This window comes from Aminobacter sp. NyZ550, assembly GCF_025628925.2.
Lineage (GTDB): Bacteria > Pseudomonadota > Alphaproteobacteria > Rhizobiales > Rhizobiaceae > Aminobacter > Aminobacter ciceronei.
The window spans coordinates 3,307,297-3,333,137 of the sequence record NZ_CP114190.1 but is presented as its reverse complement, the minus strand read 5'-3'; the positions used below and the strand labels follow the sequence as shown (position 1 = coordinate 3,333,137).

Here is a 25,841-nt window from a genome sequence, read left to right as displayed (position 1 = left end):
AGCACAATGGCCATCCCAATTCGCCACAATTGCATCGCCACCCCCCGTGCCAGCAACATGAAACCGAACCCCTGCCGGCAGATTCGGCAAAACGCGGGCTGCTTGTGACGGCAACTCACCGTTCAGGCGAACAGAAGCTGCGGCTCCCGATATCCGTCGCAGTCCGCGGGCCCAGCCGTGGCGACACGGTTGCGGCCCGCGCGCTTGGCCGCATAGAGCGCTACGTCGGCGCCCAGAAGCATCTGTTCCAGGCTCCTCGCTTCGTCGCTGCCGAAACAGACGCCGGCACTGACCGTGCTCCTGAGCGGGCCGAGTTTGGTTGCGACGACCTCCGCCCCAAAGGAGGCGCCGATCTTGCGCAGGACTTCATAGATCTCCAGCGTGCTCATTCCCGAAATGACGATGGCGAACTCCTCGCCGCCGAGCCGAAAGCCCTCGACGCCTTGCCGGGACTGCCGCCTCACAATGTCCGCGAAGCGTTGCAGGACACGGTCGCCCACCGCATGGCCGAAGACATCGTTTGTGCGCTTGAAGTGATCGAGATCGACCATGGCCAAGGCCATGCGTTGCCCGAAGCTTGTATTTGCATGCAGGGAGTTGAGCGCGCGCCGGTTCATCAGCCCGGTTAGCGGATCGGTCAACGTTTCCTCGGTCAACCGGCTTTGGGTGCGCAGATGGTGGAACGAAATGGTGAGCGCCCCAAGCGCGGTCATGCAGGCGACGACGACAACGGTGTTGACGTCCTCGGCCCAGTTCCTGGGTACGCTGCCGAGCACCCACTGCTTCTGCCGAATGATGACGAAGGCACAGAGCGCGAAGGAGATGGCGCTGCTGCCGGTGAGCAGCGAGACCGGGGCCAGCACGCGACGGTCGACCTCCGTGCTCGTCCAGAAGGCCGTTGCCGTCATGACCAGGATGCCGGTTACAGCCAAATAGGCGATGACGAAGCCGACGCCGTCGAACCCGGCGGCGGTGACCACGACTGTCAGGGCGATGATCGCGATAATTGGCAGGGTTGCCGGTTTCGACCAGCCGCGCTCGATATACTGGTCGGCCGAGGTGAAGACGACGAAGAAGCCGGCGACGAGCAGCGCCAACATGCCCTGCCCGAGCCATGAGGAGGCATGGCGACCATAAAGCCAAAAGGCGATGACATGGGTGACAAGAAGTAGTATTCCCACCGCCATCGTGAGAACGAAACGGGACTGACGCGCCGTCAGCCAGATCGCGACGAGTGTTCCGCTCAGACACGCACCCGACAGGGCCGTGGCGAGCAACAGGGAACCAAAGTCAAGCACGGGGGCGCGGCCTTCCTGATGTCCGAATGTTCGGGCAGCAGTTATTGGACATTCCGGGTCAGCCGCAACCTTACATTGCCGCGCCATCGTCAGCTGAGTGCTGCGACTTCGGTTAGCGTTTACGAAAGGTTGCGCCGGCCCTGCCAATTCCGGCATATCGAACGGGCGGGGGACGAACAGATCAGGAACTGTTGCCGGACCGGCAAAACTGGCAAACTCGACAAGTGATTCGCAGCGCGGAACAACCGTATTGAGCATGGACGACAACAGCGACCTTTTCGGCAATCTCGGCAACCAGCCTGCACGCCCCGTTTCCCGTCCGGTTGACCCGCTGGTCGCGGCGGCCGCGGCGGCGAAGCGCCCTGCTCCGGCAAAGGACGCCAGCGACAGCTACAGTGCTGCCGATATCGAAGTTCTCGAAGGCCTGGAGCCCGTCCGCCGTCGCCCCGGTATGTATATCGGCGGCACCGACGAAAAGGCGCTGCACCATCTCTTTGCCGAAGTCATCGACAACTCGATGGACGAGGCGGTGGCTGGCCATGCGACCTTCATCGAGGTCGAGCTCGACGCCGAGGGGTTCCTCACCGTCACCGATAACGGTCGCGGCATCCCGGTCGATCCGCACCCCAAGTTCAAGAACAAGTCGGCGCTCGAGGTCATCATGACCACGCTGCATGCCGGTGGTAAGTTCGACTCCAAGGTTTATGAGACCTCGGGCGGCCTGCACGGTGTCGGCGTTTCGGTCGTCAACGCGCTCTCCGACCAGCTTGAAGTCGAGGTGGCGCGCAACCGCAAACTGTTCCGTCAGCGTTTTTCGCGCGGCGTCCCGCAGGGCGGGCTGGAGAGCCTTGGCGACGTCCAGAACAGGCGCGGCACCAAGGTGCGCTTCCACCCCGACCCGGACATCTTCGGCAAGGGCGCGCATTTCGAACCGGCACGCATCTACAAGATGGCGCGCTCCAAGGCCTATCTGTTCGGCGGCGTCGAAATCCGCTGGAGCTGCGATCCCACGCTGATCAAGGAAAAGGACGAGACGCCTGCCAAGGCCGTGTTCCACTTCCCCGGCGGTCTCGGCGACTATCTCAAGGCCTCGCTCGGCAGTGAGATGCAGGTCACCCGTGAAATCTTCTCGGGCAAGAGCGAGAAGCAGAGCGGCCACGGCTCGGTCGAATGGGCCGTCACCTGGTTCGGCGGCGACGGCTTCATCAATTCCTACTGCAACACCATCCCGACCGGCGATGGCGGCACCCACGAAATGGGCTTCCGCAACATTCTGACACGCGGCCTGCGTGCTTATGCCGACCTCGTCGGCAACAAGCGGGCCTCGATCGTCACGAGCGAAGACGTGATGATCTCGGCCGCCGGCATGCTGTCGGTGTTCATCCGCGAACCGGAGTTCGTCGGCCAGACCAAAGACAAGCTGGCCACCGTCGAGGCGATGCGCATCGTCGAGACGGCGATCCGCGACCCGTTCGACCACTGGCTCGCCGACAATCCGCAGGAAGCGTCGAAATTGCTCGACTGGGTGATTGCGCGCGCCGACGAACGCGTGCGCCGCCGCCAGGAAAAGGAAGTGTCGCGTAAGAGCGCGGTGCGCAAGCTGCGCCTGCCCGGCAAGCTGGCCGACTGCACGCAGAATGCTGCCGCCGGCGCCGAACTGTTCATCGTCGAGGGTGACTCGGCAGGTGGCTCGGCCAAGCAGGCGCGCGACCGCTCGATGCAGGCGATCCTGCCGCTGCGCGGCAAGATCCTCAACGTCGCCAGCGCCGGCAACGACAAGCTGGCCTCGAACCAGTTGATCGGCGACCTGATCCAGGCGCTCGGCTGCGGCACGCGCTCGAAATACCGCGAAGAGGACCTGCGCTACGACCGCGTCATCATCATGACCGACGCCGACGTCGACGGCGCGCACATCGCCTCGCTTTTGATCACCTTCTTCTACCAGGAGATGCCAGAGCTCGTCCGTGGTGGACACCTCTACATGGCGGTGCCGCCACTCTACTCGATCCGCCAGGGTGGCAAGGTCGCCTATGCCCGCGACGACGCCCACAAGGAGGAGTTGCTGAAGACCGAGTTCACTGGGCGCGGCAAGATCGAGATCGGTCGATTCAAGGGCCTTGGCGAGATGATGGCCTCGCAGCTCAAGGAAACGACGATGGACCCGAAGAAACGCACGCTGCTGCGTGTCGAGGTCAATGAGAGCGAAGACGACACCAAGAGCGCCGTCGACGCGCTGATGGGAACCAAGCCGGAGCTGCGTTTCCGCTTTATCCAGGAACGCGCCGAGTTCGCCGCAGCGGACGCGCTGGATATCTGATCAGGATTTGAATGAAGAAAGCGGCCCGCAGTCAGGCGGCCGCTATCGCCAGAGCGTGGCCGCGGGCGTTTTCACGCAGGGCTTCGAGGTGGATCGACTTCACCAAAGAGGCCAATTCGCCTTCGGCTGCCTGGCCACCCAGTTCCTTGAGCATCAGCCAACTGACTTCCTGGGCACCGGCGACACGACGGCCATTGGCAACATCGCGCCAGATCTTCAGCGCCCGCAGGATGATCGCGTGTGTCGCATCGGCAAGGCCGGCGGTGCGCAAAAGTGCCGTCAGCGCGACATCCTGTCCGGCAGACAGCAGCGCCCTCACCCGCGGCTCGTCGCGACCGGTCAGAACGACCAGAGCCGCGCCGAAGAAGTCGACCTTGCCATGAGCAAGGATGCGGATGATGAAGCTTGCGGTCAGGTCGCCGCGCAACCTGAGATGTTCGACAAGCGCCATATGTTCGTTGGCGCGGGTGCCCTCGATCAACGTCAGCGAAGACTTGACGCAGGCATCGCGCGTCACCTTTTCGGCGCGCGCGGCGCCCATCAATGCCATGACGAAGGGCGAGGCCTTCAAGGCCTCGCCAAGCTTGACCAGCAGCAGGTGCCGGCAATCGGACGGCAGGCGCGGATCGGCGACAAGTGCCTCGCGCACGTGCGCATCATGGCCAAAGCGCTCAGCCATGCGGCGGAAGCTCAGCGAGGCGATGTCGGCGCCATAATTCTGAAGCAGCACGACACAGGCTTCGGCCTCACCGACTTCAGCGATCGCAGCCGAAACCGACATCGACACGACCGGCCGGTCGGCAACGAGCTTCTGGATGGCGCTCGAGCCCGATGCAACGCGGTCGATAAGGTCAGCGTCGGTCAGCAAGGGAGAACGCGCCAGCACCATCGCCGCAACGTCGGGCTGGTCGGCGGCAAGGGCTGCGATGATCTGGAGCGGTGCGTGGACGCTCATCGAAAGCGCCTCGGCCAGCGCTTGGCGCACTTTCGAAGACGGGTCGTCGAGCAGCAGCGTGAGCGCCGCCTCAGCTGCGCAGCGATCCTCGAACGGCATCTCGCGGTTGACATAGGCGCTCGCAAGAGCGGCAGCCGCGGCCGCCCGCTCACCCACCTTGGCTGTGTCTATCCATTTCAGGAAATGCGAAACGACCATCCGCTTTTCTTCGCCCCTGGCAGCAAGCGCCCAAACCCAATGACGACCCTAGGAAGAAAAGGTTTACGAACGGTTCACCATATCCGTTAACCCTTGCCGGGCCGCGAGGCAGCGCCTATCAAATCCGCACAACGGGAGGAGTTGCCGATGGCTGGACTGTATCTTGAGGAATTCGTCGTCGGCCAGGTGATCCGGCATCAGCTCACCAAGACCGTCACCGAGAGCGACAACATGTTCTTCTCGACGATGACGCTCAACCCCCAGCCGCTGCACATCGACTTCGACTTTGCCGCCAGGAGCGAATGGGGCAAGCCGCTGGTCAATTCATTGTTCACGCTCGGGCTGATGATCGGCATTTCAGTGCACGACACGACGCTCGGCACCACCATCGGCAATCTCGGCATGACCGAGACCACCTTCCCGCATCCGGTCTTTCACGGCGACACGATTCGTGTCGAGACGGAGGTGCTTTCGGTGCGCGAATCGAAATCGAAAACCGATCGCGGCATCGTCGAGTTCCTGCATTGCGCCTATAATCAGGACGGCGCGCTCGTTGCCAAATGCCAGCGCCAGGCGATGATGATGAAGAAGAAGGCGGCCTGATGCGCTCGCTGCTGTTCGTTCCAGGCGATTCCGAAAAGAAGCTCGAACGCGGTTTTTCGTCCGGCGCCGACGTCGTCATCGTCGATCTCGAGGATTCGGTCTCACCCGACAACAAGTCGCATGCGCGCGGCGTCGCCGCCGACTTCATCGCCAGCAAGCGCAACGACACCCGCGCGTCGATCTATGTGCGCGTCAATGACCTTTCGACCGGACTCACCGACGATGACCTCAGGGCGATCGTGCCGATCGCGCCAGACGGCATCATGCTGCCCAAGTCGAATTCCGGCGCCGACGTCCAGCATCTCTCTGCCAAGCTGCGTGTGCATGAGGCGGAAAACGGCCTGCCGGACGGCGCCATCCGCATCATCCCGATCATCACGGAAACCCCGGCCGGCGTGCTGGCGACCGGCAGCTATGCCGGCGCAAGTGCCCGGCTTGCCGGGCTGACATGGGGGGCGGAAGACCTTTCGGCGGCCATCGGCGCACGCGTCGCACGCGACAGCGACGGCCGCTACACCGACGTGTTCCGCCTGGCGCGGGCAATGACGGTGCTGGGTGCAGCGGCAGCCGACGTTGCCGCTGTGGACACCGTCTTCGTCAACTTCCGGGATGGCGAGGGCCTGCGCGCCGAGTGCCTCGAAGCCGAACGTGACGGCTTCACCGCCAAGATGGCGATCCATCCGGACCAGGTCGCCATCATCAACGAGGCGTTCACACCGACCACTGATGCGGTGGCACACGCGGCCTCCATCGTCACCGCCTTCGAGGAGGCAGGCAATCCGGGCGTGGTCGGCATCAACGGCAAGATGTATGACCGGCCGCATCTGAGGCTCGCCCAGCGCCTGCTGGCCCGGGCGCGTGCTGCCGGCGTCGCCGGCTGAGGTTCAGTCCTCCCAGCGCGGCCGCCGCATCGAGAAGATGGCATCGATGGTCGAATAATCCATGTAGCCGAGGCGCGAGACGTTGCCGGCCTTGACGACGTCGAACAACCCATCGGCCAGATAGGCCTCGTCGATGTGGATGCCGACGACCTCGCCGATGACGACGATGGCGCCGGTCTCCTGCCCGCTCAGACCTCTGGGGCGGAAGATCTCGGTGACCTTGCATTCCAGCGCAGCGGGTGCCTCGGCGACGCGTGGCGGGGCCACCAGCCGCGAAGGCACCGGCGTCAGCCCGGCATAAGCGAACTCGCTGACACCGCGCGGCGCATTGACCGAACTCTTGTTCATCTTCTCGGCCAGGTCGCGCCCGACGAGATTGGCAACGAACTCCCTGGTTTCGCTGGCGAAGGTGGCGCTGTCCTTCTGACCCTCGGAGGAAAACCACACCAGCGGCGGCTTGCCGGACAGCGCGTTGAAGAACGAATAGGGCGCGAGATTGACCGCCCCATCCTTGCCGACGGACGAGATCCAGCCGATCGGCCGCGGCGACACCAGCGACTTGAATGGGTCATGCGGTAGTCCGTGGCCTTTCGACGGCTCGTAGAACACCTGTGCTAGCCCTCCCAAGGCCCGGCATAGTCAGCATAGAGCTTTGCCACGTCTGGACGCTGGCGCTCCTGTCCGGCGCCATCATAGGAGCCGATATGGACGAAGCCGACAACACGTTCATGCGGCGCAAGGCCAAGCAGTGCGCGGCCCTCTTCGCAATCCGAGTACCAGTTGGTGATCATGTTGGTGCCGTAACCGAGCGCATTGGCTGCGGTAATCAGGTTCATCGCCGCCATGCCGCCCGACAGGAACATTTCCCATTCGGGGATCTTGGGGTGGTCCTTGGGGCTGGACACCACGCCGATGACCAGCGGCGCGCGCGAGAATCGGGCAAGCTCCTGGTTGCGTCGGCCTTCCGGCAGCGGTCCTTCCCGGCGTTCAGCCAAGTCAGCCAGCTTCTGGCCGATCTCGACACGCACGTCGCCGCGATAGAGGATGAAGCGCCAGGGCTCCAGCCGGCCGTGATCAGGCACGCGGCTTGCCGCCGCCAGAATGGTGGCGATCTCGGCGTCGGACGGTGCCGGCGCCCGGAGTTCGGGGATCGGCGCGGAGTTGCGGGTCAGCAGAAAGTCGATAATCGGCGATGTCACGGCGCGGGCACTCCTTGGATGTTGGGCTGAAGCGCCTGTCCGTAAATGGTGGCTGCTCTGGCATCGGCGCAGTGCGGTTGAGAATCCATCGCGCCGGAATAGCCTTGAAATTGCCACCGCCTTGCGCTTCAAACAAGGGATGCTGAGGGGATCCTTCCGACTTTTCGCGCCGATTCTGGCTGTCGCGCTGCTTGCCGTGCAGCCTGCGGCCGTTTTCGCGCAGGACGGTGCCGCGGCAATCGACGGGTTGAGCCTTCCCGGCATTTCTAGTTTTGCCTCGCCGCGCGGCGACGAACCGCTGGCGACGGGCGCCCTTGGCGAGATCACGCTGACCGCGCAGCTGACCGACAAGGGCAGCGACATCGGCCGCGGCCTGGTCTGGCGCGTCTTCCGCCCCGAGGCCGGACCCGACGGCAAGCTTCCGCTGGTCGCCTCGGCCCAGGGCGGCACCAGCATGTTCCAGTTGCCGCCCGGCAGTTACCTCGTCCATGCCTCCTATGGTCGCGCCGGTGCCACCAAGCGCATCACCGTCGGTAAGCAGGGCAAGCGTGAGAGCCTGGTGCTCGACGCCGGTGGCCTGAAGCTCGACGCCGTGCTTTCCGGCGGCGTCCGCATCCCGCCGGCCAAGCTCAAATTCTCGATCTTCGAAGGCGATTCCACCAGCGATGGCGAACGCGCGCTGATCATCCCCAATGTCGCACCCAATTCGGTGGTCCGGCTCAATTCCGGCACCTATCACGTCGTCTCGACCTATGGCAGCGTCAACGCCGTCATCCGCTCCGACATCCGCGTCGAAGCCGGCAAGCTGACTGAAGCGACCGTCGAGCACCGCGCCGCCGACGTCACCTTCAAGCTGGTGCGCGAAGCCGGCGGCGAAGCCATCGCCGACACGTCCTGGTCGGTGCTGACGGAGTCAGGCGACCCGCTGCGCGAGGCCGTCGGCGCCTTCGCCTCGATGGTGCTGTCGGAAGGTGACTACACCATCATCGCCAAGAACCGCGACCGCATCTACCAGCGCGACTTCACCGTCGTTGCCGGCCGCAACCAGGACGTCGAAGTCGTCGCCTCGGAAGACGCCGCGATCGACCCCAACGAAGGCGCGGACTAGGCTTCAGCAAGTCGTCTGACTTCCGGACCTCTGAGCCGAAAAGGGCGGCATCGAGCCGCCCTTCTTGTTTGTCTCAGGCTGTAAAGCCTGTTTGTCTCAGGCGGTAAGGGCGCGACGCCTGTCCGGCGTCATCGCTTCGTCAACGAGGGCTGCGATCGCCTCGTCGAGACCCATAGACACCTGGTCGCGCGAACCGAGACGGCGAACATTGACGGTCGCTTCTTCCGCCTCCCGCTTGCCACAGACGAGAATGACCGGAACCTTGGCCAGCGAGTGCTCGCGAACCTTGTAGTTGATCTTCTCATTGCGCAGGTCGACTTCGGCCGACAGGCCGGCGGCCTTGAGCTTGGCAGCGACCGAACGCGCGTAGTCGTCGGCGTCCGAGGTGATCGTCGTCACCACCACTTGCTGCGGCGCAAACCACAGCGGGAAGTGGCCCGAATAGTTCTCGATCAGGATGCCGAGGAAACGTTCCATCGAACCACAGATGGCGCGGTGGACCATGACCGGCTGCTTCTTCTCGGAATCCGAGCCGATGTAGAAGGCGCCGAAGCGTTCGGGCAGGTTGAAATCGACCTGGGTCGTTCCGCACTGCCATTCGCGGCCGATCGCATCACGCAGGACGTATTCGAACTTGGGGCCGTAGAAGGCACCCTCGCCCGGATTGATCGACGTCTTGATGCGGTTGCCGGACTGCGCCTCGATGGTCTTGAGCACATTGCCCATGATCTCTTCGGCGTGATCCCATGCCTCGTCGGAGCCGACGCGTTTGTCAGGCCTTGTCGACAGCTTCACCGAAATCTCGTTGAAACCGAAGTCGGCATAGGTCGACAGGATCAGGTCGTTGATGCGCAGGCACTCAGCGGCGAGTTGTTCTTCGGTGCAGAAGATATGCGCATCGTCCTGGGTGAAGCCGCGCACGCGCATCAGTCCGTGCAGCGCGCCCGACGGCTCGTAGCGGTGGACGTTGCCGAACTCGGCGAGCTTCACCGGCAGGTCGCGATACGACTTCAAGCCGTGCTTGAAGATCTGCACGTGGCCCGGGCAGTTCATCGGCTTCAGCGCAAAGACGCGGTCGTCGTCGGTGTCGTCACCAGCAACCGTCACCTTGAACATCGCGTCGCGATACCAGCCCCAGTGGCCCGAGGTCTCCCACAGGCTCTTGTCGAGCACCTGGGGCGCGTTGACTTCCTGGTAGCCCTGCTGGTCGAGGCGGCGGCGCATGTAGCTGACCAGGTTCTGGAACATCTTCCAGCCCTTGGCATGCCAGAACACTACACCCGGACCTTCCTCCTGGAAGTGGAACAGATCCATCTCGCGGCCGAGGCGGCGGTGGTCGCGTTTCTCTGCCTCTTCCAGCATGTGCAGATACTGGTCGAGCTGGGCCTGGTCAGCCCAAGCCGTGCCATAGATGCGCGTCAGCATAGGGTTGTTGCTGTCGCCACGCCAATAGGCGCCGGCAACCTTCATCAGCTTGAAGGCGCTGCCGATCTGGCCGGTCGAAGCCATGTGCGGACCACGGCATAGGTCGAACCAGTCGCCCTGGGCGTAGATGTTGAGGTTCTGGTCCTCGGGGATCGCATCGATCAGCTCAAGCTTGTAGGCCTCGCCCTTGTCGCGGAAAACCTGCTTGGCCTTGTCGCGCGACCAGACCTCCTTGGTGAACGGCTTGTTGCGGCCGATGATCTCGCGCATCTTCTTTTCGATCGCCGGGAAATCCTCGGGCGTGAAAGGCTCGTTTCGGGCGAAATCGTAATAGAAGCCGTTGTCGATGACAGGACCGATAGTGACCTGGGTACCCGGCCACAGTTCCTGCACGGCTTCCGCCAGCACGTGGGCAGTGTCGTGGCGGATCAACTCGAGCGCGCGCGGGTCGTCGCGGGTGACGATCTCGACCTTGCCGGACTTGCCGAGCGGGTCGGAAAGGTCACGCACGGTGCCGTCGACGGCATAGGCCACGGCCTTCTTGGCCAGCGACTTCGAGATCGATTCGGCCAATGCGGCACCGGTCATCGCCGCGTCGTAGTCGCGGACGGAACCATCGGGAAATGTCAGGGAAACGGAATTCGACAATGCTCTTCTCCTATCCAGTCCCGCAAACGAGCGCGGGTGGTAAAAAAAAGCCGGATGCGTCCGGCAACGGTGGTCTTTTAGGGGCAGTTTGCGCCGCCGTAAAGCGAGACAGCGGCAGTTGCGCGCCGCTGTCGTAGATCCGAGCCGTGGTGAGGCTAGTTGGCAGGCTTCATCAGCGCCGGCAGGTCAGCAAGGAAGTCGGCGCGCACCTTTGGTCCCATGAGTACCGGGCTCTTGCCTTCGTTGACGAACAGCCTGGCAAAGACGACCTTCCGGCCATCCTTTTCGGCCCAACCGACGAACCAGCCAAACGGCCTGCTGCGATTTTGGGCGCCTGCCTTGTTGGTCAGCCAGCCGGTGCCGGTCTTGCCCTGGACCTTCCAGTCGCCGGCGTCGAAGGCAGGCAGTATCAGGCCGGTCATGTCGTATGCCTTGGCCGAGACCGAAAGCTTACGATCGAGAATACGCCTGATGAATGCCGCCTGCTCATCTGGCGAAATCTGCAGCGACGAGCTCAGCCACGAGTGGGTCAGGCCATCCTTCTTGCCTGGATTGCCCGAGATGTCGCCATTGCCATAGCTGAAGCCTTGGACATAGCCGGCAAACCGCTTATGGCCGAGCTTGCGGGTGATCTGCTGCGAGTACCAGACGACCGAGTCCTTCTCCCAGATCGTCGGATCGACAGGCCTGTGGTCGCGCTTGATGGCGTTGAACTCAGGCTTGTAGTCCCAGCGCGGCGTATGCGCGTCGCTGAGGATGCCGGCATCGTAGCCCATCAGTGCCAATGGCACCTTGAATGTCGATGCCGGGCTCACGCGCCGGTCGCAAGTGCCGTCACGGCGCAGCGTGGCGCCGCTCTGGGCATCGACGATCAGCGTGCATTCGAACACTGGCTTGAGCGCCGGATCATTGGCAGCCGCCTGCGCCTGAGCAAGAGGCACCGCAAGAAGGGAGAAAAAAACGAAGATCGAAGATCGACGAAATGAAGCAAGCACTGTCGTGACATCCTCTGTCGGTTGGGCGCCAAAGGACTATGGACGGCTATTGTCTCGAATATGGCTCAATTTGGACTGAACCATCTTAGCCTGACCAAACGGTAAACCGAAAAATATCGGCATTAACTGATATGCCACGCGGTGCGCGGCGCATGCGCCTCAATGCTCCGATGGCCGTCGGCCGATCAGCCAATAGCGCCACGGCATATACCAGGCATAAGGCGCGCCGAGGCTCTCCGGCACCCGGTCGATGCCATGGGTGCCCCATGGCCCGCAGCGCAGCACGCGAAACAGCCCCATCCAGCCGCCGGCCCACAGGCCATGACGCGCGATCGCCTCATGCGCATATTCCGAACAGGTCGGCATATGCCGGCACGAATTGCCGATGAAGCCCGAAAGCGTCAGTTGGTAGAACCGCACCAGCGAGGTGCCAAGCACGCGGCCTGGCGTCCTGCGCCACGGTCCGGCCCAGTTGCGGCCGCGCGCAGCAGGGCCGTGTGGATGGTCGTGTCCGTGGTCCATCGTCTCTGCCGGATCGGAATCTATTCGCTATAGATGTCCATTTCGCCATGCAGACGCAATGTTCGGCATCTACCACCTCGCCGCTGCGGCGCCGTGTCACGCATTCCAGCCAAGCTTCGCCCCGCGGTGGGGGCACCGCCGTTGCGGAGCGTCGAGTTGAAGCCGGTCGGCGTCGCAGCACTTGGTTCTCCGGGTGGCGTGGTCGACCTGGAAGGTCGCGATGCGGAACATTTCGGCGTAGGCGTTGAAGAGCGTTGGCATTGTCTTGCCTCCTTGGATGGAAGGATTAGACGGCCTCTAGCCGTGCTCTTCAAACGAGTATAACGTCAAGCTTGGATAACTTGAGATTATGCGAATGAACCGCGGGCGGCTTCCGCTGACGGCATTGAGAAGTTTCGAGGCGGCCGGACGGCATCTGAGTTTCAGCCGCGCGGCAGACGAATTGTTCGTCACCCAGGCCGCCATCAGCCGCCAGATTCGCGAGCTGGAAAGCTTCCTGCGCCAGCCCCTGTTCGTACGCTACCACCGCCGTGTCGAACTGACGGAACCCGGTCAGAAACTGCTGCAGCAGCTGGTCAAAAGTTTTGACGACATCGACCGCCGCCTTTCGGAATTGGCGACGAGGCCCTCGCTTTCGGTAGTCAGCGTTAGCGCCGAACCGGCGCTCGCCGCAAGTTGGTTGCTGCCGCGGCTCAACAAATTCCGCGAGATGCGCCCCGACATCGAGATCGCCCTCGACGTCGACCCGCGGCTGATCGATTTCCGCAGCGACCAGGCCGAGCTCGCCTTGCGCTTCAGCGCGCACAATAGCTCATGGCCACGCAGCGAGTCGGAGTTGTTGGGCATGGTCGTCGATTCGCCAATCCTGTCGCCTGCGCTGCTGGCATCCGGCCCACCGCTGGACTCTCCCGCCGACCTGCGCCGCTACACATTGCTGCATGAGGAAAACCGCCAGGGCTGGGCACGCTGGTTCGAGGCCGCGGGCGCCGAGGAGGCATCCGTCCCGGAGCGCGGCCCGTTGCTGGCCGACGCCGCATTGTCGAAACAGGCGGCGATGCTCGGCCATGGCGTCGCCCTTGGCGACCTGTTGCTGGTCTACGAGGAGCTTCAGGCGGGAACGCTGGTCAAACCGTTCGAAACCAATGTCGTCTGCGGCGGCTACTGGCTGGTTGCGAAGAACCTGGCCAAGCTGTCCGAGCCGGCACAGTGCTTCGCCGAATGGATCAAGGCCGAGTTCGCCGACAGCCTCGAGGTTCTCGACAAATGCCTGGCGTCAGCCTATCTGCGCTCGATCTGAGTGATGGCGTCGACCACGGCGTCAAAGGTCAGCATCGTCGAAGCGTGCCGCGCCTTATAGTCCCGCACCGGCTCGAGATACTTGAGGTCGCCGAATCGGCCCTCCGGCGGCGTGCCGCCTTCCTTGAGCATGCGCAGCATCGTGTCGCGCACGGCGCGCAATTCATCGGCGCTGGCGCCGACGACATGCTCGGCCATGATCGATGACGACGCCTGGCCCAGAGCGCAGGCTTTCACCTCATGGGCAAAGTCGGTGACGATACCGTCCTTCATCGCCAGATCGATCGTGACCGTCGACCCGCACAGCTTGGAATGTGCTGTCGCCGTCGCATCGGGGTGATCGAGCCGGCCGAGCCGGCCGATATTGCCGGCGAACCCGAGAATTTTCGTGTTATAGATGTCGTCGATCAACTTTTTTCACTCTGAGTGCGTGTCATGAACAACTCTTGTCGCTGACGCATCTTCCAATCGTCGTCTTCACCCATATATAATGGTGGCGCTCGCCTCCCGACAAGGAGCTGAAAAGGCATCGGGATTTGAGCAAGATAAGCAGCTTTGGGTACGGCACTCGTTCCGGTGGTCCCTAAAGTGGCTGTGTCCGTTCAACTCGTCCCTGCTCTGACAGGGACTACTGGAGACGCCTGATATGGATGCCGTAGCGAAGAAGCTGATGCCGCAATCAGCCTATATGGACAAGCCTGCAACCGACCGCCCGACCGAGGCGGAGGTCGAAGCCGCTGTGAAGGTGCTCCTGCGCTGGACCGGCGACGATCCACAGCGCGAAGGCCTGATCGACACGCCCAAGCGCGTGACCAAGGCTTTCCGTGAAATGTTCAATGGCTACGACATGTGCCCGGCCGACGAGCTTGGCCGCACATTCGAGGAAGTCGCCGGCTACGACGACCTGGTCATCGTTCGTGACATCAAGTTCCATTCGCATTGCGAGCACCATATGGTGCCGATCATCGGCAAGGCTCATGTCGGCTATCTGCCGGATGGCAAGGTCGTCGGTCTCTCCAAGATCGCCCGCGTCGTCGATATCTTCGCCCACCGCCTGCAGACGCAGGAAGCGATGACGGCGCAGATTGCCGGAGTCATCCAGGACGTGCTAAATCCGCGCGGCGTCGCCGTGATGATCGAGGCCGAGCATATGTGCATGGCCATGCGCGGCATCCGCAAGCAGGGTTCGACGACCCTGACCTCCACATTCACCGGCGTTTTCCGGGATACCCCCGAAGAACAGGTCCGGTTCGTGACCATGGTACGAGCCGGCGGCGGCGGGATCTGATCCCGCTTCGCCGGAGCCCCGAGTTAGGACCCCGGCGATGACCGTGCAGTTTCCCGAAGTTTCCAACGACAAGCGCGCCCTCGAAGAGGGCGAGCTGTTCTCGCCACGTTTCGACGTCAACGGTCTGGTCACCGCCGTGGTGACCGACGCCGCCGACGGCATGCTCTTGATGGTCGCGCACATGAATGCCGAAGCGCTGGCTCTGACGATCGAGACCGGCATCGCCCACTATTGGTCGCGCTCGCGCAACGCGCTTTGGAAGAAGGGCGAAACCTCGGGCAATTTCCAGCACGTCCAGGAGATTCGCACCGACTGCGACCAGGACGCGGTGTGGCTCAAGGTAAAAGTGAGCGGCCACGACGCAACCTGTCACACCGGCCGGCGTTCTTGTTTTTATCGGACGGTGGGACGACAAGGCAGTGTCGCGACGCTCAGCGCGGACGGCAGCGATCCGCTGTTCGATGTCGACGAGACCTACCGCAAGAAAACGTGAACCGGCTACCTGTTCCAGAACACAGAGATTCACGATTTTAATACGGGGTCGGGAGTAGTCTGTATTTGGGAACAAGGAGTGTGCGATGCTCGAATGGGCGTCATTCTATGCGCGCCAGAACGTCCGCGAAGCCAATGGCTTTTCTTCCGGCACAAGCTCGAACGTTCCCGAAACAGCAAGACAGAACGGCATTTCACTGGCGCTCGGCGGAGGTGCTGCACGCGGCTGGGCCCATATCGGCGTGCTGCGCGCGCTTGATGAAGCCGGCATCCGCATCAACATGATCGCCGGCACTTCGATCGGTGCCCTCGTCGGTGGCTGCTATCTCGCCGGAAAGCTCGACCAGCTCGAGGAATTCGCCCGTAGCCTGACCAAGCGCCGTATCTTCGGCCTGTTCGACTTCAAGCTCGGCGGCAGCGGACTGTTCGGCGGCATGAAGCTCGATTCTCGCATGCAGCAGCACATGGGCAGCATCACCTTCGAGGATCTGCCGAAACCCTTCGTCTGCGTTGCGACCGAAATCCGCACCGGCCACGAGATCTGGCTGTCGAGCGGTTCGCTGATCAAGGCGATGCGGGCGTCCTACGCCCTGCCCGGCGTGTTCGAGCCGGTCACCTGCAACGGCCGCGTGCTGGTCGACGGCGCGCTCGTCAATCCGGTGCCGGTTTCGGTCTGCCGCGCCAACGAGCAGCCCTTGGTCGTTGCGGTCAACCTGCACTACGACCTGTTCGGCCGCGCGGCAGTGATCAAGCATAGCGCTGGCGAACTGGTGGTCGAGCGTCCGGCTGCACCGGGAGAGAACTCCGCTCAAAGCGAGCGCGAGGCACGACTCGGCATCACCGGTGTCATGGTCGAAGCGTTCAACATCATCCAGGATCGCATTTCCCGCGCGCGGCTGGCCGGCGATCCGCCAGATCTGTCGATCCAGCCCAAGCTCGGCCTGATCGGCCTGTCCGAATTCCACCGCGCCGACGAGGCCATCCGGCTCGGCTACGAGGCGACAAAGGCGCAGATGGAAGAGATCCTGAGGCTTCAGGCGGTTCTCGGCTAAGACCAATTCTCGGTCAAGGACCGGCCAGCGACGCGTCGATGATCCTGAACTGGGCCGTGCGGCTGCCATTCCAATGATTGACCGAAATCGAGCCGGCGACGTGTATTGCACGGTCGCGGTTCCGGAACAGGAAATCGCCAAGTGGCGTCTCTGCCGCCCTGAACGCCATCGCCTGGACCTTGCCGCCGCTTTCCGAACGCAGGTCGATGCGTATATGTGCGGAGCCGACCAGCCTGGCATCGGCGATGCGATGCCTTGGCAGGACGAAAACGGGCGGCACATGCCCTGCCCCGAACGGTCCTGCTTTCTCCAGCGCGTCGACGAGGTTCAGCGTCGCGCCTTCCGCGGCCAGCGCACCGTCAATCTTCAGGCTTTCCTCATCCTGCAGGCGGAACACGTCGGCTGCGGCGCGCTGTTCGAAGAAGGCGCGCAACTCGCCCAGCTTGGCGCGCTCAACGGTGATGCCGGCCGCCATGGCGTGCCCGCCACCCTTGACCAGCAGTCCGGCTTCGACCGCCTCGCGCACCAGCCGGCCAAGGTCGAAACCGGACACGGAACGGCCTGACCCTGTGCCAACGCCATTCGGGTTGAAGGCAATCGCAAAAGCCGGGCGGCGCGCGTGATCCTTGAGACGCGATGCCAGCAAGCCAACGATGCCGGGGTGCCATGTGGTGCTCGCGGTGACCAACACGGCCGGGCCCGGTCCGGCGCCGATTTCGGCATCGGCCTCGGCGCGTGCCTCGGCCAGCATCTCCGTTTCCATCGCCTGGCGCTCCTGGTTCAGGCGGTCGAGCGTTTCGGCGATGGTTCCGGCTTCGACCGGATCGTCGGTGGCAAGCAGCTTGCTGCCGAGCGCCGCGTCGCCGATGCGCCCGCCGGCATTGATGCGCGGGCCGAGCAGGAACGACAGGTGGAAGGTGTTGAGCGGCTCGCCTATGCGCGCAACGCGGGCGAGTGCCGTTAGCCCGACATTGTTCTGCTGGCGCATGGCCTGCAGCCCCTTGACGACGAAGGCCCTGTTCACGCCGGTCAACGGCACGACGTCGGCGACCGTCGCAAGTGCCACAAGGTCGAGCAGCTTGAGCAGATCGGGACGCGGCGCGTCAGGCAGTCGCGCGCGCATCACCTTTGCCGTCTGCACCAAGGCCAGGAAGGTGACGCCGGCAGCGCAGAGATGGCCTTGGCCGGAGAGATCGTCGTCACGGTTCGGATTGACCACGGCCACGGCATTCGGCATCGCGCCGCCGACCTGGTGATGATCGAGCACCACCACATCGGCGCCGGCCTCGTTGGCCGCGTCGATGGAGGCGGCGCTGTTGGTACCACAGTCGACGGTGACGATCAGGCTCGCGCCGCGCCCGATGAGCTCACGCATCGCATCCGGGTTCGGGCCGTAACCTTCGAAGATGCGGTCGGGAATGTAGATCTCGGACTCGATGCCGAAATGGGTGAGAAATCGCTTCACCAGCGCCGACGAACAGGCACCGTCGACGTCATAGTCGCCGAAGATCGCGACCTTTTCGCTGCGCAGCACCGCGTCGGCAAGGCGCGATGCCGCCTTGTCCATGTCGGTCAGCGAGGCCGGATCGGGCAACAGGTCGCGGATGGTGGGATCGAGGAACCGCTCGGTGTCCTCGGGCAGCACGCCGCGGCCGGCAAGCACACGGGCGACGATGTCGGGCACGCCATGCCCCTGGGCGATGGCGAGCGCCAGCATGTCCTGGCGTTCGGTCAGGCGATGTTCCCAGGAAACACCGGTGGCCGAACGCCTTACGCCGAGAAAGTTACGCTTTTCAGTCGCCATTCAGTTGAGGTCCACCCGCTTCGGATCGACCATAGGCGACCGCAACAGGCGCGTAATCAGAATTTTTCCAGATCCTGGTGGCGTGCCTTGATCTCACGCACGGTCTTGGACGACGAGCGCAGCACAATCGTGTGGGTGGTGATCGAGTCACGACCGAACTTGACGCCGGCAAGCATGTTGCCGTCGGTGACGCCGGTGGCAGCGAACAGCACGTCGCCACGCGCCATCTCCTCGACGCGGTAGACCTTTTTGGGGTCGGTGATGCCCATGGTGGCGGCGCGCGCAACTTTCTCAGGGGTGTCGAGCATCAGGCGTCCAAGCATCTGCCCGCCGGTGCAGCGCAGCGCAGCAGCAGCCAGCACGCCCTCGGGCGCACCGCCGGTGCCGAGATAGATGTCGATGCCGGTTTCCTCGGGATCGGTGGTGTGGATGACACCGGCCACGTCGCCGTCGCCGATCAGGCGGATGGCAGCACCGGTCTCGCGCACGGCTTCGATCAGCTTGGAATGGCGCGGACGGTCGAGGATGCAGGCGGTGATTTCTTCGACCGGCACGCCCTTGGCCTTGGCAACGCTGGCGATGTTGTCGGCCGGCGAGGCGTCGATGTCGATGACACCCTCGGGATAACCCGGGCCGACGGCGATCTTGTCCATATAGACGTCAGGCGCAAACAGCAGGCTGCCCTTTTCGGCAATGGCGATGACGGCAAGGGCGTTGGGCAGGTTCTTGGCGCAGATGGTGGTGCCTTCGAGCGGATCGAGCGCGATGTCCACATCGGGGCCGCCGGAGCCTACTTCCTCGCCGATGTAGAGCATCGGAGCTTCGTCGCGTTCGCCTTCGCCGATGACGACCGTGCCGTTGATGGCAAGGCGGTTCAGTTCCTGGCGCATGGCGTCGACGGCAACCTGGTCGGCGGCCTTCTCGTCGCCGCGTCCGCGCAGCCTGGCTGCAGCCACGGCGGCCCGCTCGGTGACGCGCACGAGTTCCATGGTGAGAATCCGGTCGAGGCCGGCTACAACGCTTTTCGCCATAATACTGGGTCCTGAAGTCGATGAGTTCGGAGCGCCCAAACCGGGCCGGCTCTTATTGTCAAACCCGCATGACAACGGCAAGACCTGTTGCCCGCTTTATCGAAAGCGAAACAATATCAATCGATTGAAAGGTAATGGCGCTTGACTGCCTGGGAGGGGGGCACATTTGCACCCCCTAGAACAGGCGCCAGCTTAACCGGCGCGCTCGATGCGGATGACCTGCGGCTTGTCTGTCAGGTGACCGTCCTTGGTCACGCCGTCGACAGCCTTGCGCACGGCAGCTTCCGTGGTCTCGTGGGTCACCAGGATGACAGTCTTCTGGGCGATGCCGCCTTCGGTGCCATTGGCGTGCTGGACGATCGATTCCAGCGAAATGTCGTTGTCGGCCATGCGCTTGGCGATCGCTGCAAAGACGCCGATGCGATCATGCACAGTCAGGCGGATGAAGTAGCCGCCGGCATGGCTGCGCATCTGCGCCTTTTTGTACGGCTTCAGTTCCTTGGCCGGACGGCCGAACACCGGGCCATGCTGGAAGCCGGGCCGGCTCTTGGCGATGTCGGCGATGTCGCCGACGACGGCCGACGCCGTGGCGTTGCCGCCGGCGCCGGGGCCGGATAGAAGCAGCTCGCCCAAAATGTCGGTTTCGATCGCCACCGCATTGGTGACGCCGTGGACCTGGGCGATGACGGATGCCGTCGGCACCATTGTCGGGTGCACGCGCTGCTCGATGCCGCTATCGGTGCGCTGGGCAACGCCAAGCAGCTTGATGCGGTAGCCGAGTTCAGCCGCTGCGCGAATGTCGGCCTGGGTGATGTTGGAGATGCCTTCGAGATAGATGTCGTCGGCAGCGATTTTCGAGCCGAATGCCAGGCTGGTCAGGATGGCGAGCTTGTGGGCGGTGTCGTTGCCCTCGATGTCGAAGGTCGGGTCGGCCTCGGCATAGCCCAGGCGCTGGGCGTCGGCGAGGCATGCCTCGAAGGTCAGGCCTTCGGCTTCCATGCGCGTCAGGATGTAGTTGCAAGTGCCATTGAGGATTCCGAACACGCGATTGACGCTGTTGCCCGCCATCGCCTCGCGCATGGTCTTGATGACAGGGATGCCGCCGGCAACGGCCGCTTCGTAGTTGAGCAGTACGCCTTTCTTCTCGGCGACCTCGGCCAGTGCCACGCCATGCTTGGCGAGTAGCGCCTTGTTGGCGGTCACGACATGGCGGCCGGCATCGAGCGCGGCACGCACACAGGCGCGCGCAGCACCTTCGTCGCCGCCGATCAATTCAATGAAGACGTCGATGTCGGCCTTCTCGGCCAGCTCGATCGGATCATCGAACCATTGCGCGCCGCTCAGGTCGACACCGCGATCACGGCTGCGGTCGCGGGCGGAAACGGCGGTCACGACGATTTCGCGACCGCATTGCCGGGTGAGCTCGGCGCCCTTGTCGCGCAGCACACGCGCCACCGAAGCACCGACCGTGCCGAGACCGGCAATTCCAACACGCAATGCTTCAGCCATGGTCGCGGCGCCTCTTTATTTCAATCGTTCTGGGAATGTGGCGCGGTGCCGCTCAGCGATGGGCTGCGAGCGGAACCACGTTGTTGGGGTGTTTGGCTGTGGTCTGCAGGAAGCGCTTGATGCTTCGTGCTGCCTGGCGGATGCGGTGCTCGTTTTCGACCAGCGCCAGACGCACATAGTCGTCGCCGTGCTCGCCGAAGCCGACGCCGGGAGCGACAGCCACGTCCGCATGTTCGATCAGCAGCTTGGAGAATTCGAGCGAACCAAGATGCTTGAACGGCTCCGGGATCGGTGCCCAGGCAAACATCGTCGCCGCCGGCGCCGGGATTTCCCAGCCGGCACGGGTGAACGAGTCGACCATCACGTCGCGGCGCTTGTGATAGACTTCGCGCACCTCGGCTATGTCGGCACCGTCGCCATTGAGCGCGGCAGTTGCCGCCACCTGGATCGGCGTGAACGCGCCATAATCGAGGTAAGACTTCACGCGGGTCAATGCGGCGATCAGGCGCTCGTTGCCGACGGCAAAGCCCATGCGCCAGCCCGGCATCGAAAACGTTTTCGACATCGAGGTGAACTCGACGGTGACGTCGATCGCGCCCGGCACCTGCAGCACCGAGGGCGGCGGATTGCCATCGAAATAAATCTCCGAATAGGCAAGATCCGACAGGATGATGATGTCGTGCTTCTTCGCAAACGCCACGACGTCTTTGTAGAAGTCGAGCGAGGCGACGAAGGCCGTAGGGTTCGACGGATAATTGAGGATCAGCGCCAGCGGCTTGGGGATCGAGTGGCGGACGCCGCGCTCGAGCGCCGGAATGAAGCCGTCATCCGGCTTGGCCTGGAGTGAGCGGATGACGCCGCCCGACATGATGAAACCGAAAGCGTGGATCGGATAGGTCGGATCCGGACACAGCACGACGTCGCCAGGCGCGGTGATCGCCTGCGCCATGTTGGCGAAGCCTTCCTTCGAGCCCAGCGTCGCAACGACCTGGGTATCGGGATTGAGCTTCACGCCAAAGCGGCGGGCATAATAATTGGCCTGGGCGCGGCGCAGGCCGGGAATGCCGCGCGACGACGAATAGCGGTGGGTGCGCGGGTCGCGCACCACTTCGCACAGCTTGTCGACGATGGCGGTCGGCGTCGGCAGGTCCGGATTGCCCATGCCAAGATCGATGATGTCGGCGCCCCGCGAACGGGCGCTGGCCTTCAGCCGGTTGACCTGCTCGAAGACATAGGGCGGAAGGCGGCGGACCTTGTGAAATTCTTCCATGTCAGTTCCAGGTAAACGGGGGCTCGGCGATGCGTGCGCGATATACACTCAATTGCAGGCGGGGTCGATAGTCTCGCACTTGCCTTCGATGGCCTTCAGCGTGTCGTCGCCGTGCTTTCTGGCAAGCGTGGTCATCGCCGCCGAATTGCCACCGCCTGCGCCGGCCTTGGCGCCCTGGCGCTGTCTGGCAGCCTGGAGTTCGGCCAGCTTGGCGGCCTTCTGGTCCTCGGTGAACTGGGCGGCGGCCACCTCAGGCGCAATGTTGAGATTGGGGTAGGTGCCGGTATCCTGCGCGCCACGTCCGGTTGCCGGTGCAGCGCTGCTGTCGGCGCTGGTCGTGCTGGTGCAGCCGGCAGCGGCAATGGCCAATGCCAGCACGCCCGCGGACAACATCACGCGGGAGCAGAAAAAAACATTCCGACCAACACTATATGTCATAAAGTTTCCCCGACAGGCGCGGTAGAGCGCGTTGGACCCGGTAAGACGTCACATGATACTATGTCAACAATGGGCGCTTTGGGAGGACCTGCAAGAACCATGGCGAAGGTAGACGATTCGGACAAGCAGAGTGGCGATACCCCCTCCTCCGTCGAGCAATACCTCGTCAAAGATCCGGAACGTTTTGCGCTCAACATGGCCCGCATGATCGAGCAGGCCGGGAAGGCAGCCTCCGCCTGGGCCGAACCGCGCGAGAAGGGCGAGGTGCGCGACACCGTCGCCGAGCCGATGGCCGACATGGTCAAGACCTTCTCCAAGCTTAGCGAATACTGGCTGTCCGACCCCCAACGCGCGCTGGAAGCGCAGACCCGATTGTTCTCCGGCTATCTTGACGTGTGGAGCAAGTCGATCCAGCGCATGGGCGGCGACGAGGTCGACGACGCCGTCAAGCCAGAACGCGGCGACAAGCGCTTCCTCGATCCCGAATGGGGCCGCAACGCCTTCTTCGATTTCCTCAAGCAGGCCTATTTGGTGACTGCGCGCTGGGCCGGCGACCTCGTCGACCATGCCGACGGTCTCGACGAGCACACCCGCCACAAGGCCGGCTTCTACGTCAAGCAGGTTGCCAACGCGATTTCGCCGTCCAATTTCATCCTCACAAATCCGGAGCTGTTTCGCGAAACCGTCGCCAGCAACGGCGAGAACCTAGTGCGCGGCATGAAGATGTTTGCCGAGGACATTTCGGCCGGCAAGGGCGACCTCAAGCTCCGGCAGGCCGACTACAGCGGCTTCGAGATCGGCAAGAACATCGCCACCACGCCGGGCAAGGTCGTCGGCCGCAGCGACGTCGCGGAAATCATCCAGTACACGCCGACCACCGACAAGGTGCTGAAGCGCCCGCTGCTGATCTGCCCGCCATGGATCAACAAGTTCTACATCCTCGACCTCAACCCGCAGAAATCCTTCATCCGGTGGGCGGTCGAGCAGGGCCACACGGTCTTTGTCATCTCCTGGATCAATCCAGACCAGCGCCACGGCCTGAAGGATTGGGAAGCCTATATCCGCGAAGGCCTGCAATATGGACTCGACATCGTCGAGCAGGCGACGGGAGAAACCAAGGTCAACGCCATCGGCTACTGTGTCGGCGGCACGTTGCTGGCGGCAGCATTGGCGCTGCTGGCACAGGAAGGTGACCACCGCATCCAATCGGTCACCTTCTTCACGACGCAGGTCGATTTCACCTATGCCGGTGACCTCAAGGTGTTCGTCGACGAGGATCAGATCAAGGCTCTCGAAGGAGCGATGAAGGACAAGGGCTATCTCGACGGCACCAAGATGGCGACGGCCTTCAACATGCTGCGCTCGGGCGACCTGATCTGGCCCTATGTCATCAACAACTACATGCGCGGCAAGGAGCCGACGCCGTTCGACCTGCTCTACTGGAATGCCGATTCGACGCGCATGGCAGCGGCCAATCACTCCTTCTACCTGCGCAACTGCTATCTCGAGAACAACCTGTCGCAAGGCAGGATGGAGCTGGCCGGCCGAACCATCTCGCTCGCCGACGTCACCATTCCGGTCTACAACCTCGCTGCGCGCGAGGATCACATCGCCCCTGCCCGCTCGGTCTTCCTCGGCTGCCAGTATTTCGGTGGCGATGTCGACTATGTCGTCGGCGGCTCTGGGCACATCGCAGGCGTGGTCAATCCGCCCGCCGCCGGCAAGTACCAGTTTTGGTCGGGAGGCAAGCCATCAGGCGATTTCGACGAATGGCTGAAGGGTGCTGCCGAGACGCCTGGCTCGTGGTGGCCGCACTGGCAGCGCTGGATCGAAGCCAAGGACGACACCCGCGTTGCGGCACGCAAGCCTGGCATAAGCGGGCGGGTGCTAGAGGATGCGCCCGGCAGCTATGTGAAGGTACGCGTGTAACCAGCTGTCACAGGCATTGAATTGACGCCCTTTACCAAGAGGGCGAAAACATGGCGCCTATCATGATCTCGCCTTAATTGGCGCCTAGCCCGCTTACTGGGGGATCATTGCCACAAGTTTGAGTGCCGCTTCTTCTGCGGAAGCGTGGTTGCGTAGATGTTCGATTTCAATCGCCAAGCGTAATCGTTGGCCTGCAGTGCATGAGAGGGGATCCGGTTTGACGTCAGGACGACTGCGATTCGCAGACCGGCGCTGCGGCGTTGCGCTGACCGTGCTGGTTTCGCTCATGAGCGTGTCCTGCTCCTCGACGGGCGAGCCGAATTTCGACCTGACAAATCCTGCGGCCAACGCCGCAACGACCACCGAAACAACCACTGCCCAATCCGTGACCGCAGCAGGCGCCCCAGCCACATCAGTGGCCCAGGCAACGATGAGCACGGCAGGCGACACTGCCCTGCCCGACCAGGTCGGTTATGTCCCACTGATCAAGCCGGGAAGCGAAAACGCAGCGGAAGTCGCCATCGCCAGTGCCGAACAGCCGCAGCAGGTCGCGACGGCAGCCACAGCGGAGCAGCCGAAGACAGCAGCTGTCGCTTCCCAGGCTGCGGACGCAAAACCGGCCAAGCCGCCGGTGCAGCAGGATACCGGCTTCATCCTGACCAATGGTCCGGCAGCCGAACCAGAGGCGCCCAAGAAGAAGGGGCTGTTCGCCTCGTTGTTCGGCTCTTCATCTGCCAAGGCAGCACCTGCGCCCGCCGAACAGAAGGCAAGGCCGCTGATCGCGATGGGCGACGAATCGTCTGAAACCAAGCCGAAGGCACCCGAGGAAAAGGCCAAGCCGATCATCACGCTGGCCTCGGCAAAAACTGAAGCAAAGCCGGTGGAGCTTGCGTCGCTGGGCGGCTCGTCGGGCGGCGATTCGAACTGGGCGCTGCCGGGCGTGCGCACCACCGATCTGTTCGAAATCAAGCGCAAGTCCGGCCTCAACGACGACAGCGACGTCGACCTGCACGAGGACGAGGATCCAGAACTGTACCAGACGGCATCGGCTGCCGGCATGGCGCGCCTCGCGCCTAACGGGCTGCTCAAGCAGCATGAAAGCGTCGATGTCGCCTGCCTGAAGCCGTCGCTGGTGCGCATCCTCAAGGCCGCCGAGCAGCACTACGGCAAGAAGATGATCGTGACATCGGGCTATCGCAACCCGGAACGCAACCGTCGCGCCCGCGGCGCCAAGAATTCGCAGCACATGTATTGCGCGGCAGCCGACATCCAGATTCCCGGCGTCGGCAAGTGGGAACTGGCGACGTATCTGCGCGCCATGCCTGGCCGCGGCGGTGTCGGCACCTATTGCCACACCAATTCCGTCCACATCGACGTCGGCCCGGAACGCGACTGGAACTGGCGTTGCGGCCGTCGCCGTGGATAAGTCGAAAAAATTTCGCGGCGCAGCAAAAAGACGGGTTGCCTGTCGCGAACAAGCCAACTATACACCGCCTCACCTGAGCGCGCCCATCGTCTAGCGGTTAGGACACCGCCCTTTCACGGCGGTAACAGGGGTTCGATTCCCCTTGGGCGTACCAGGT

Annotated in this window: 24 protein-coding genes and 1 tRNA gene; 11 read left to right on the top strand and 14 right to left on the bottom strand. The window is 63.2% G+C overall.

The genetic code is table 11. The features are described 5' to 3' along the window. Positions 1-122: 122 nt before the first annotated feature. Positions 123-1,556: a GGDEF domain-containing protein gene (locus N7E70_RS16535; protein ID WP_263007006.1), complete on the bottom strand. Its 1,434-nt coding sequence runs from the start codon at positions 1,554-1,556 to the stop codon at positions 123-125. Here N7E70_RS16535 and parE point away from each other — a divergent pair. After that, positions 1,555-3,615 (top strand): DNA topoisomerase IV subunit B, encoded by a 2,061-nt coding sequence (gene parE / locus N7E70_RS16530; RefSeq protein WP_067961737.1) that lies wholly within the window; start codon positions 1,555-1,557, stop codon positions 3,613-3,615. The genes N7E70_RS16535 and parE overlap by 2 nt on opposite strands. 31 nt (positions 3,616-3,646) lie before the next feature. Here the strand turns inward: parE and N7E70_RS16525 are convergent, their stop codons facing one another. Further along, positions 3,647-4,768: a DUF2336 domain-containing protein gene (locus N7E70_RS16525; protein ID WP_263007005.1), complete on the bottom strand. Its 1,122-nt coding sequence runs from the start codon at positions 4,766-4,768 to the stop codon at positions 3,647-3,649. A gap of 147 nt (positions 4,769-4,915) precedes the next feature. On the opposite strand from N7E70_RS16525, the gene N7E70_RS16520 reads away from it, so the two are divergent. Both N7E70_RS16520 and N7E70_RS16515 read left to right on the top strand, forming a co-directional pair. Next, positions 4,916-5,371: a MaoC family dehydratase gene (locus N7E70_RS16520; RefSeq protein ID WP_067961733.1), complete on the top strand. Its 456-nt coding sequence runs from the start codon at positions 4,916-4,918 to the stop codon at positions 5,369-5,371. After that, on the top strand, positions 5,371-6,252 hold the full coding sequence (locus N7E70_RS16515) for an HpcH/HpaI aldolase/citrate lyase family protein (protein WP_263007004.1): 882 nt from the start codon (positions 5,371-5,373) through the stop codon (positions 6,250-6,252). Before N7E70_RS16520 ends, N7E70_RS16515 begins: the two co-directional genes overlap by 1 nt. A 3-nt stretch (positions 6,253-6,255) precedes the next feature. On the opposite strand, the gene N7E70_RS16510 is transcribed toward N7E70_RS16515, so the two are convergent. Next, positions 6,256-6,861: a flavin reductase family protein gene (locus N7E70_RS16510; protein WP_192316272.1), complete on the bottom strand. Its 606-nt coding sequence runs from the start codon at positions 6,859-6,861 to the stop codon at positions 6,256-6,258. Positions 6,862-6,866: 5 nt separating this feature from the next. Further along, positions 6,867-7,451: a nitroreductase family protein gene (locus N7E70_RS16505; RefSeq protein ID WP_067961729.1), complete on the bottom strand. Its 585-nt coding sequence runs from the start codon at positions 7,449-7,451 to the stop codon at positions 6,867-6,869. Between the two features lie 139 nt (positions 7,452-7,590). On the opposite strand from N7E70_RS16505, the gene N7E70_RS16500 reads away from it, so the two are divergent. Further along, positions 7,591-8,559 (top strand): hypothetical protein, encoded by a 969-nt coding sequence (locus N7E70_RS16500; RefSeq protein ID WP_263007003.1) that lies wholly within the window; start codon positions 7,591-7,593, stop codon positions 8,557-8,559. A gap of 96 nt (positions 8,560-8,655) precedes the next feature. On the opposite strand, the gene thrS is transcribed toward N7E70_RS16500, so the two are convergent. The 4 genes from thrS to N7E70_RS16480 form a co-directional block, all read right to left on the bottom strand. After that, positions 8,656-10,632: a threonine--tRNA ligase gene (gene thrS / locus N7E70_RS16495; protein WP_263007002.1), complete on the bottom strand. Its 1,977-nt coding sequence runs from the start codon at positions 10,630-10,632 to the stop codon at positions 8,656-8,658. A gap of 155 nt (positions 10,633-10,787) precedes the next feature. Then, positions 10,788-11,573: a class D beta-lactamase gene (gene blaOXA / locus N7E70_RS16490; RefSeq protein WP_263007037.1), complete on the bottom strand. Its 786-nt coding sequence runs from the start codon at positions 11,571-11,573 to the stop codon at positions 10,788-10,790. 213 nt (positions 11,574-11,786) lie between these two features. Continuing rightward, positions 11,787-12,149, bottom strand: coding sequence for a membrane protein insertion efficiency factor YidD (gene yidD, locus N7E70_RS16485; RefSeq protein WP_263007001.1), 363 nt, complete (start codon positions 12,147-12,149; stop codon positions 11,787-11,789). Between the two features lie 96 nt (positions 12,150-12,245). Then, the gene (locus N7E70_RS16480) at positions 12,246-12,410 is read right to left on the bottom strand and encodes a hypothetical protein (RefSeq protein WP_154384157.1); all 165 of its coding nucleotides are present in this window, start codon (positions 12,408-12,410) and stop codon (positions 12,246-12,248) included. 94 nt (positions 12,411-12,504) lie between these two features. Here N7E70_RS16480 and N7E70_RS16475 point away from each other — a divergent pair, with 94 nt between their 5' ends. Then, positions 12,505-13,446, top strand: a complete 942-nt coding sequence (locus tag N7E70_RS16475; RefSeq protein ID WP_263007000.1) for a LysR substrate-binding domain-containing protein — start codon at positions 12,505-12,507, stop codon at positions 13,444-13,446. On the opposite strand, the gene N7E70_RS16470 is transcribed toward N7E70_RS16475, so the two are convergent. Continuing rightward, positions 13,428-13,856: an iron-sulfur cluster assembly scaffold protein gene (locus N7E70_RS16470; RefSeq protein ID WP_263006999.1), complete on the bottom strand. Its 429-nt coding sequence runs from the start codon at positions 13,854-13,856 to the stop codon at positions 13,428-13,430. The two genes, N7E70_RS16475 and N7E70_RS16470, sit on opposite strands and share 19 nt — an antisense overlap. A 235-nt stretch (positions 13,857-14,091) precedes the next feature. On the opposite strand from N7E70_RS16470, the gene folE reads away from it, so the two are divergent. From folE to N7E70_RS16455, 3 genes are all read left to right on the top strand, one after another. After that, the gene (gene folE / locus N7E70_RS16465) at positions 14,092-14,733 is read left to right on the top strand and encodes a GTP cyclohydrolase I FolE (RefSeq protein ID WP_067961716.1); all 642 of its coding nucleotides are present in this window, start codon (positions 14,092-14,094) and stop codon (positions 14,731-14,733) included. 37 nt (positions 14,734-14,770) lie between these two features. Beyond that, the gene (gene hisI / locus N7E70_RS16460; RefSeq protein ID WP_263006998.1) at positions 14,771-15,226 is read left to right on the top strand and encodes a phosphoribosyl-AMP cyclohydrolase; all 456 of its coding nucleotides are present in this window, start codon (positions 14,771-14,773) and stop codon (positions 15,224-15,226) included. A gap of 85 nt (positions 15,227-15,311) precedes the next feature. Then, complete coding sequence (locus tag N7E70_RS16455) at positions 15,312-16,277, top strand: patatin family protein (protein ID WP_154384154.1); 966 nt, start codon at positions 15,312-15,314, stop codon at positions 16,275-16,277. Positions 16,278-16,290: 13 nt separating this feature from the next. Here N7E70_RS16455 and recJ read toward each other — a convergent pair whose 3' ends face one another. From recJ to N7E70_RS16430, 5 genes are all read right to left on the bottom strand, one after another. Next, complete coding sequence (recJ, locus tag N7E70_RS16450) at positions 16,291-18,081, bottom strand: single-stranded-DNA-specific exonuclease RecJ (protein WP_263006997.1); 1,791 nt, start codon at positions 18,079-18,081, stop codon at positions 16,291-16,293. A 56-nt stretch (positions 18,082-18,137) separates the two neighbouring features. Then, entirely contained in the window at positions 18,138-19,112 is a 975-nt protein-coding gene (gene glpX / locus N7E70_RS16445) for a class II fructose-bisphosphatase (RefSeq protein WP_067961708.1), read from the bottom strand. Positions 19,113-19,304: 192 nt separating this feature from the next. Beyond that, positions 19,305-20,621: a homoserine dehydrogenase gene (locus N7E70_RS16440; RefSeq protein WP_154384153.1), complete on the bottom strand. Its 1,317-nt coding sequence runs from the start codon at positions 20,619-20,621 to the stop codon at positions 19,305-19,307. 52 nt (positions 20,622-20,673) lie between these two features. Next, entirely contained in the window at positions 20,674-21,891 is a 1,218-nt protein-coding gene (locus N7E70_RS16435; RefSeq protein WP_067961704.1) for an LL-diaminopimelate aminotransferase, read from the bottom strand. 48 nt (positions 21,892-21,939) lie between these two features. Then, complete coding sequence (locus tag N7E70_RS16430) at positions 21,940-22,284, bottom strand: hypothetical protein (RefSeq protein ID WP_246670701.1); 345 nt, start codon at positions 22,282-22,284, stop codon at positions 21,940-21,942. A 144-nt stretch (positions 22,285-22,428) separates the two neighbouring features. Between N7E70_RS16430 and N7E70_RS16425 the strand changes: the two genes are divergently transcribed. From N7E70_RS16425 to N7E70_RS16415, 3 genes are all read left to right on the top strand, one after another. Next, positions 22,429-24,258 carry a PHA/PHB synthase family protein gene (locus tag N7E70_RS16425; protein ID WP_067961699.1) on the top strand — a complete coding sequence of 610 codons (1,830 nt, stop codon included), beginning with the start codon at positions 22,429-22,431 and terminating at the stop codon, positions 24,256-24,258. 286 nt (positions 24,259-24,544) lie between these two features. After that, complete coding sequence (locus N7E70_RS16420) at positions 24,545-25,684, top strand: YcbK family protein (RefSeq protein ID WP_182574074.1); 1,140 nt, start codon at positions 24,545-24,547, stop codon at positions 25,682-25,684. A gap of 79 nt (positions 25,685-25,763) precedes the next feature. Further along, a tRNA-Glu gene (locus tag N7E70_RS16415) sits at positions 25,764-25,838 on the top strand. Positions 25,839-25,841: the final 3 nt, after the last annotated feature.

Coding starts and splice junctions, on each gene's coding strand:
- N7E70_RS16500 (WP_263007003.1), top strand. CDS start 7,591: ATGCTGAGGGGATCCTTCCGACTTTTCGCGCCGATTCTGGCTGTCGCG.
- N7E70_RS16535 (WP_263007006.1), bottom strand. CDS start 1,556: ATGCTCAATACGGTTGTTCCGCGCTGCGAATCACTTGTCGAGTTTGCC.
- recJ (WP_263006997.1), bottom strand. CDS start 18,081: ATGGCGACTGAAAAGCGTAACTTTCTCGGCGTAAGGCGTTCGGCCACC.
- glpX (WP_067961708.1), bottom strand. CDS start 19,112: ATGGCGAAAAGCGTTGTAGCCGGCCTCGACCGGATTCTCACCATGGAA.
- N7E70_RS16525 (WP_263007005.1), bottom strand. CDS start 4,768: ATGGTCGTTTCGCATTTCCTGAAATGGATAGACACAGCCAAGGTGGGT.
- parE (WP_067961737.1), top strand. CDS start 1,555: ATGGACGACAACAGCGACCTTTTCGGCAATCTCGGCAACCAGCCTGCA.
- N7E70_RS16435 (WP_067961704.1), bottom strand. CDS start 21,891: ATGGAAGAATTTCACAAGGTCCGCCGCCTTCCGCCCTATGTCTTCGAG.
- N7E70_RS16420 (WP_182574074.1), top strand. CDS start 24,545: ATGAGCGTGTCCTGCTCCTCGACGGGCGAGCCGAATTTCGACCTGACA.
- N7E70_RS16430 (WP_246670701.1), bottom strand. CDS start 22,284: ATGTTGTCCGCGGGCGTGCTGGCATTGGCCATTGCCGCTGCCGGCTGC.
- N7E70_RS16440 (WP_154384153.1), bottom strand. CDS start 20,621: ATGGCTGAAGCATTGCGTGTTGGAATTGCCGGTCTCGGCACGGTCGGT.
- N7E70_RS16475 (WP_263007000.1), top strand. CDS start 12,505: ATGAACCGCGGGCGGCTTCCGCTGACGGCATTGAGAAGTTTCGAGGCG.
- yidD (WP_263007001.1), bottom strand. CDS start 12,149: ATGGACCACGGACACGACCATCCACACGGCCCTGCTGCGCGCGGCCGC.
- N7E70_RS16425 (WP_067961699.1), top strand. CDS start 22,429: ATGGCGAAGGTAGACGATTCGGACAAGCAGAGTGGCGATACCCCCTCC.
- N7E70_RS16480 (WP_154384157.1), bottom strand. CDS start 12,410: ATGCCAACGCTCTTCAACGCCTACGCCGAAATGTTCCGCATCGCGACC.
- N7E70_RS16520 (WP_067961733.1), top strand. CDS start 4,916: ATGGCTGGACTGTATCTTGAGGAATTCGTCGTCGGCCAGGTGATCCGG.
- hisI (WP_263006998.1), top strand. CDS start 14,771: ATGACCGTGCAGTTTCCCGAAGTTTCCAACGACAAGCGCGCCCTCGAA.
- N7E70_RS16515 (WP_263007004.1), top strand. CDS start 5,371: ATGCGCTCGCTGCTGTTCGTTCCAGGCGATTCCGAAAAGAAGCTCGAA.
- folE (WP_067961716.1), top strand. CDS start 14,092: ATGGATGCCGTAGCGAAGAAGCTGATGCCGCAATCAGCCTATATGGAC.
- N7E70_RS16455 (WP_154384154.1), top strand. CDS start 15,312: ATGCTCGAATGGGCGTCATTCTATGCGCGCCAGAACGTCCGCGAAGCC.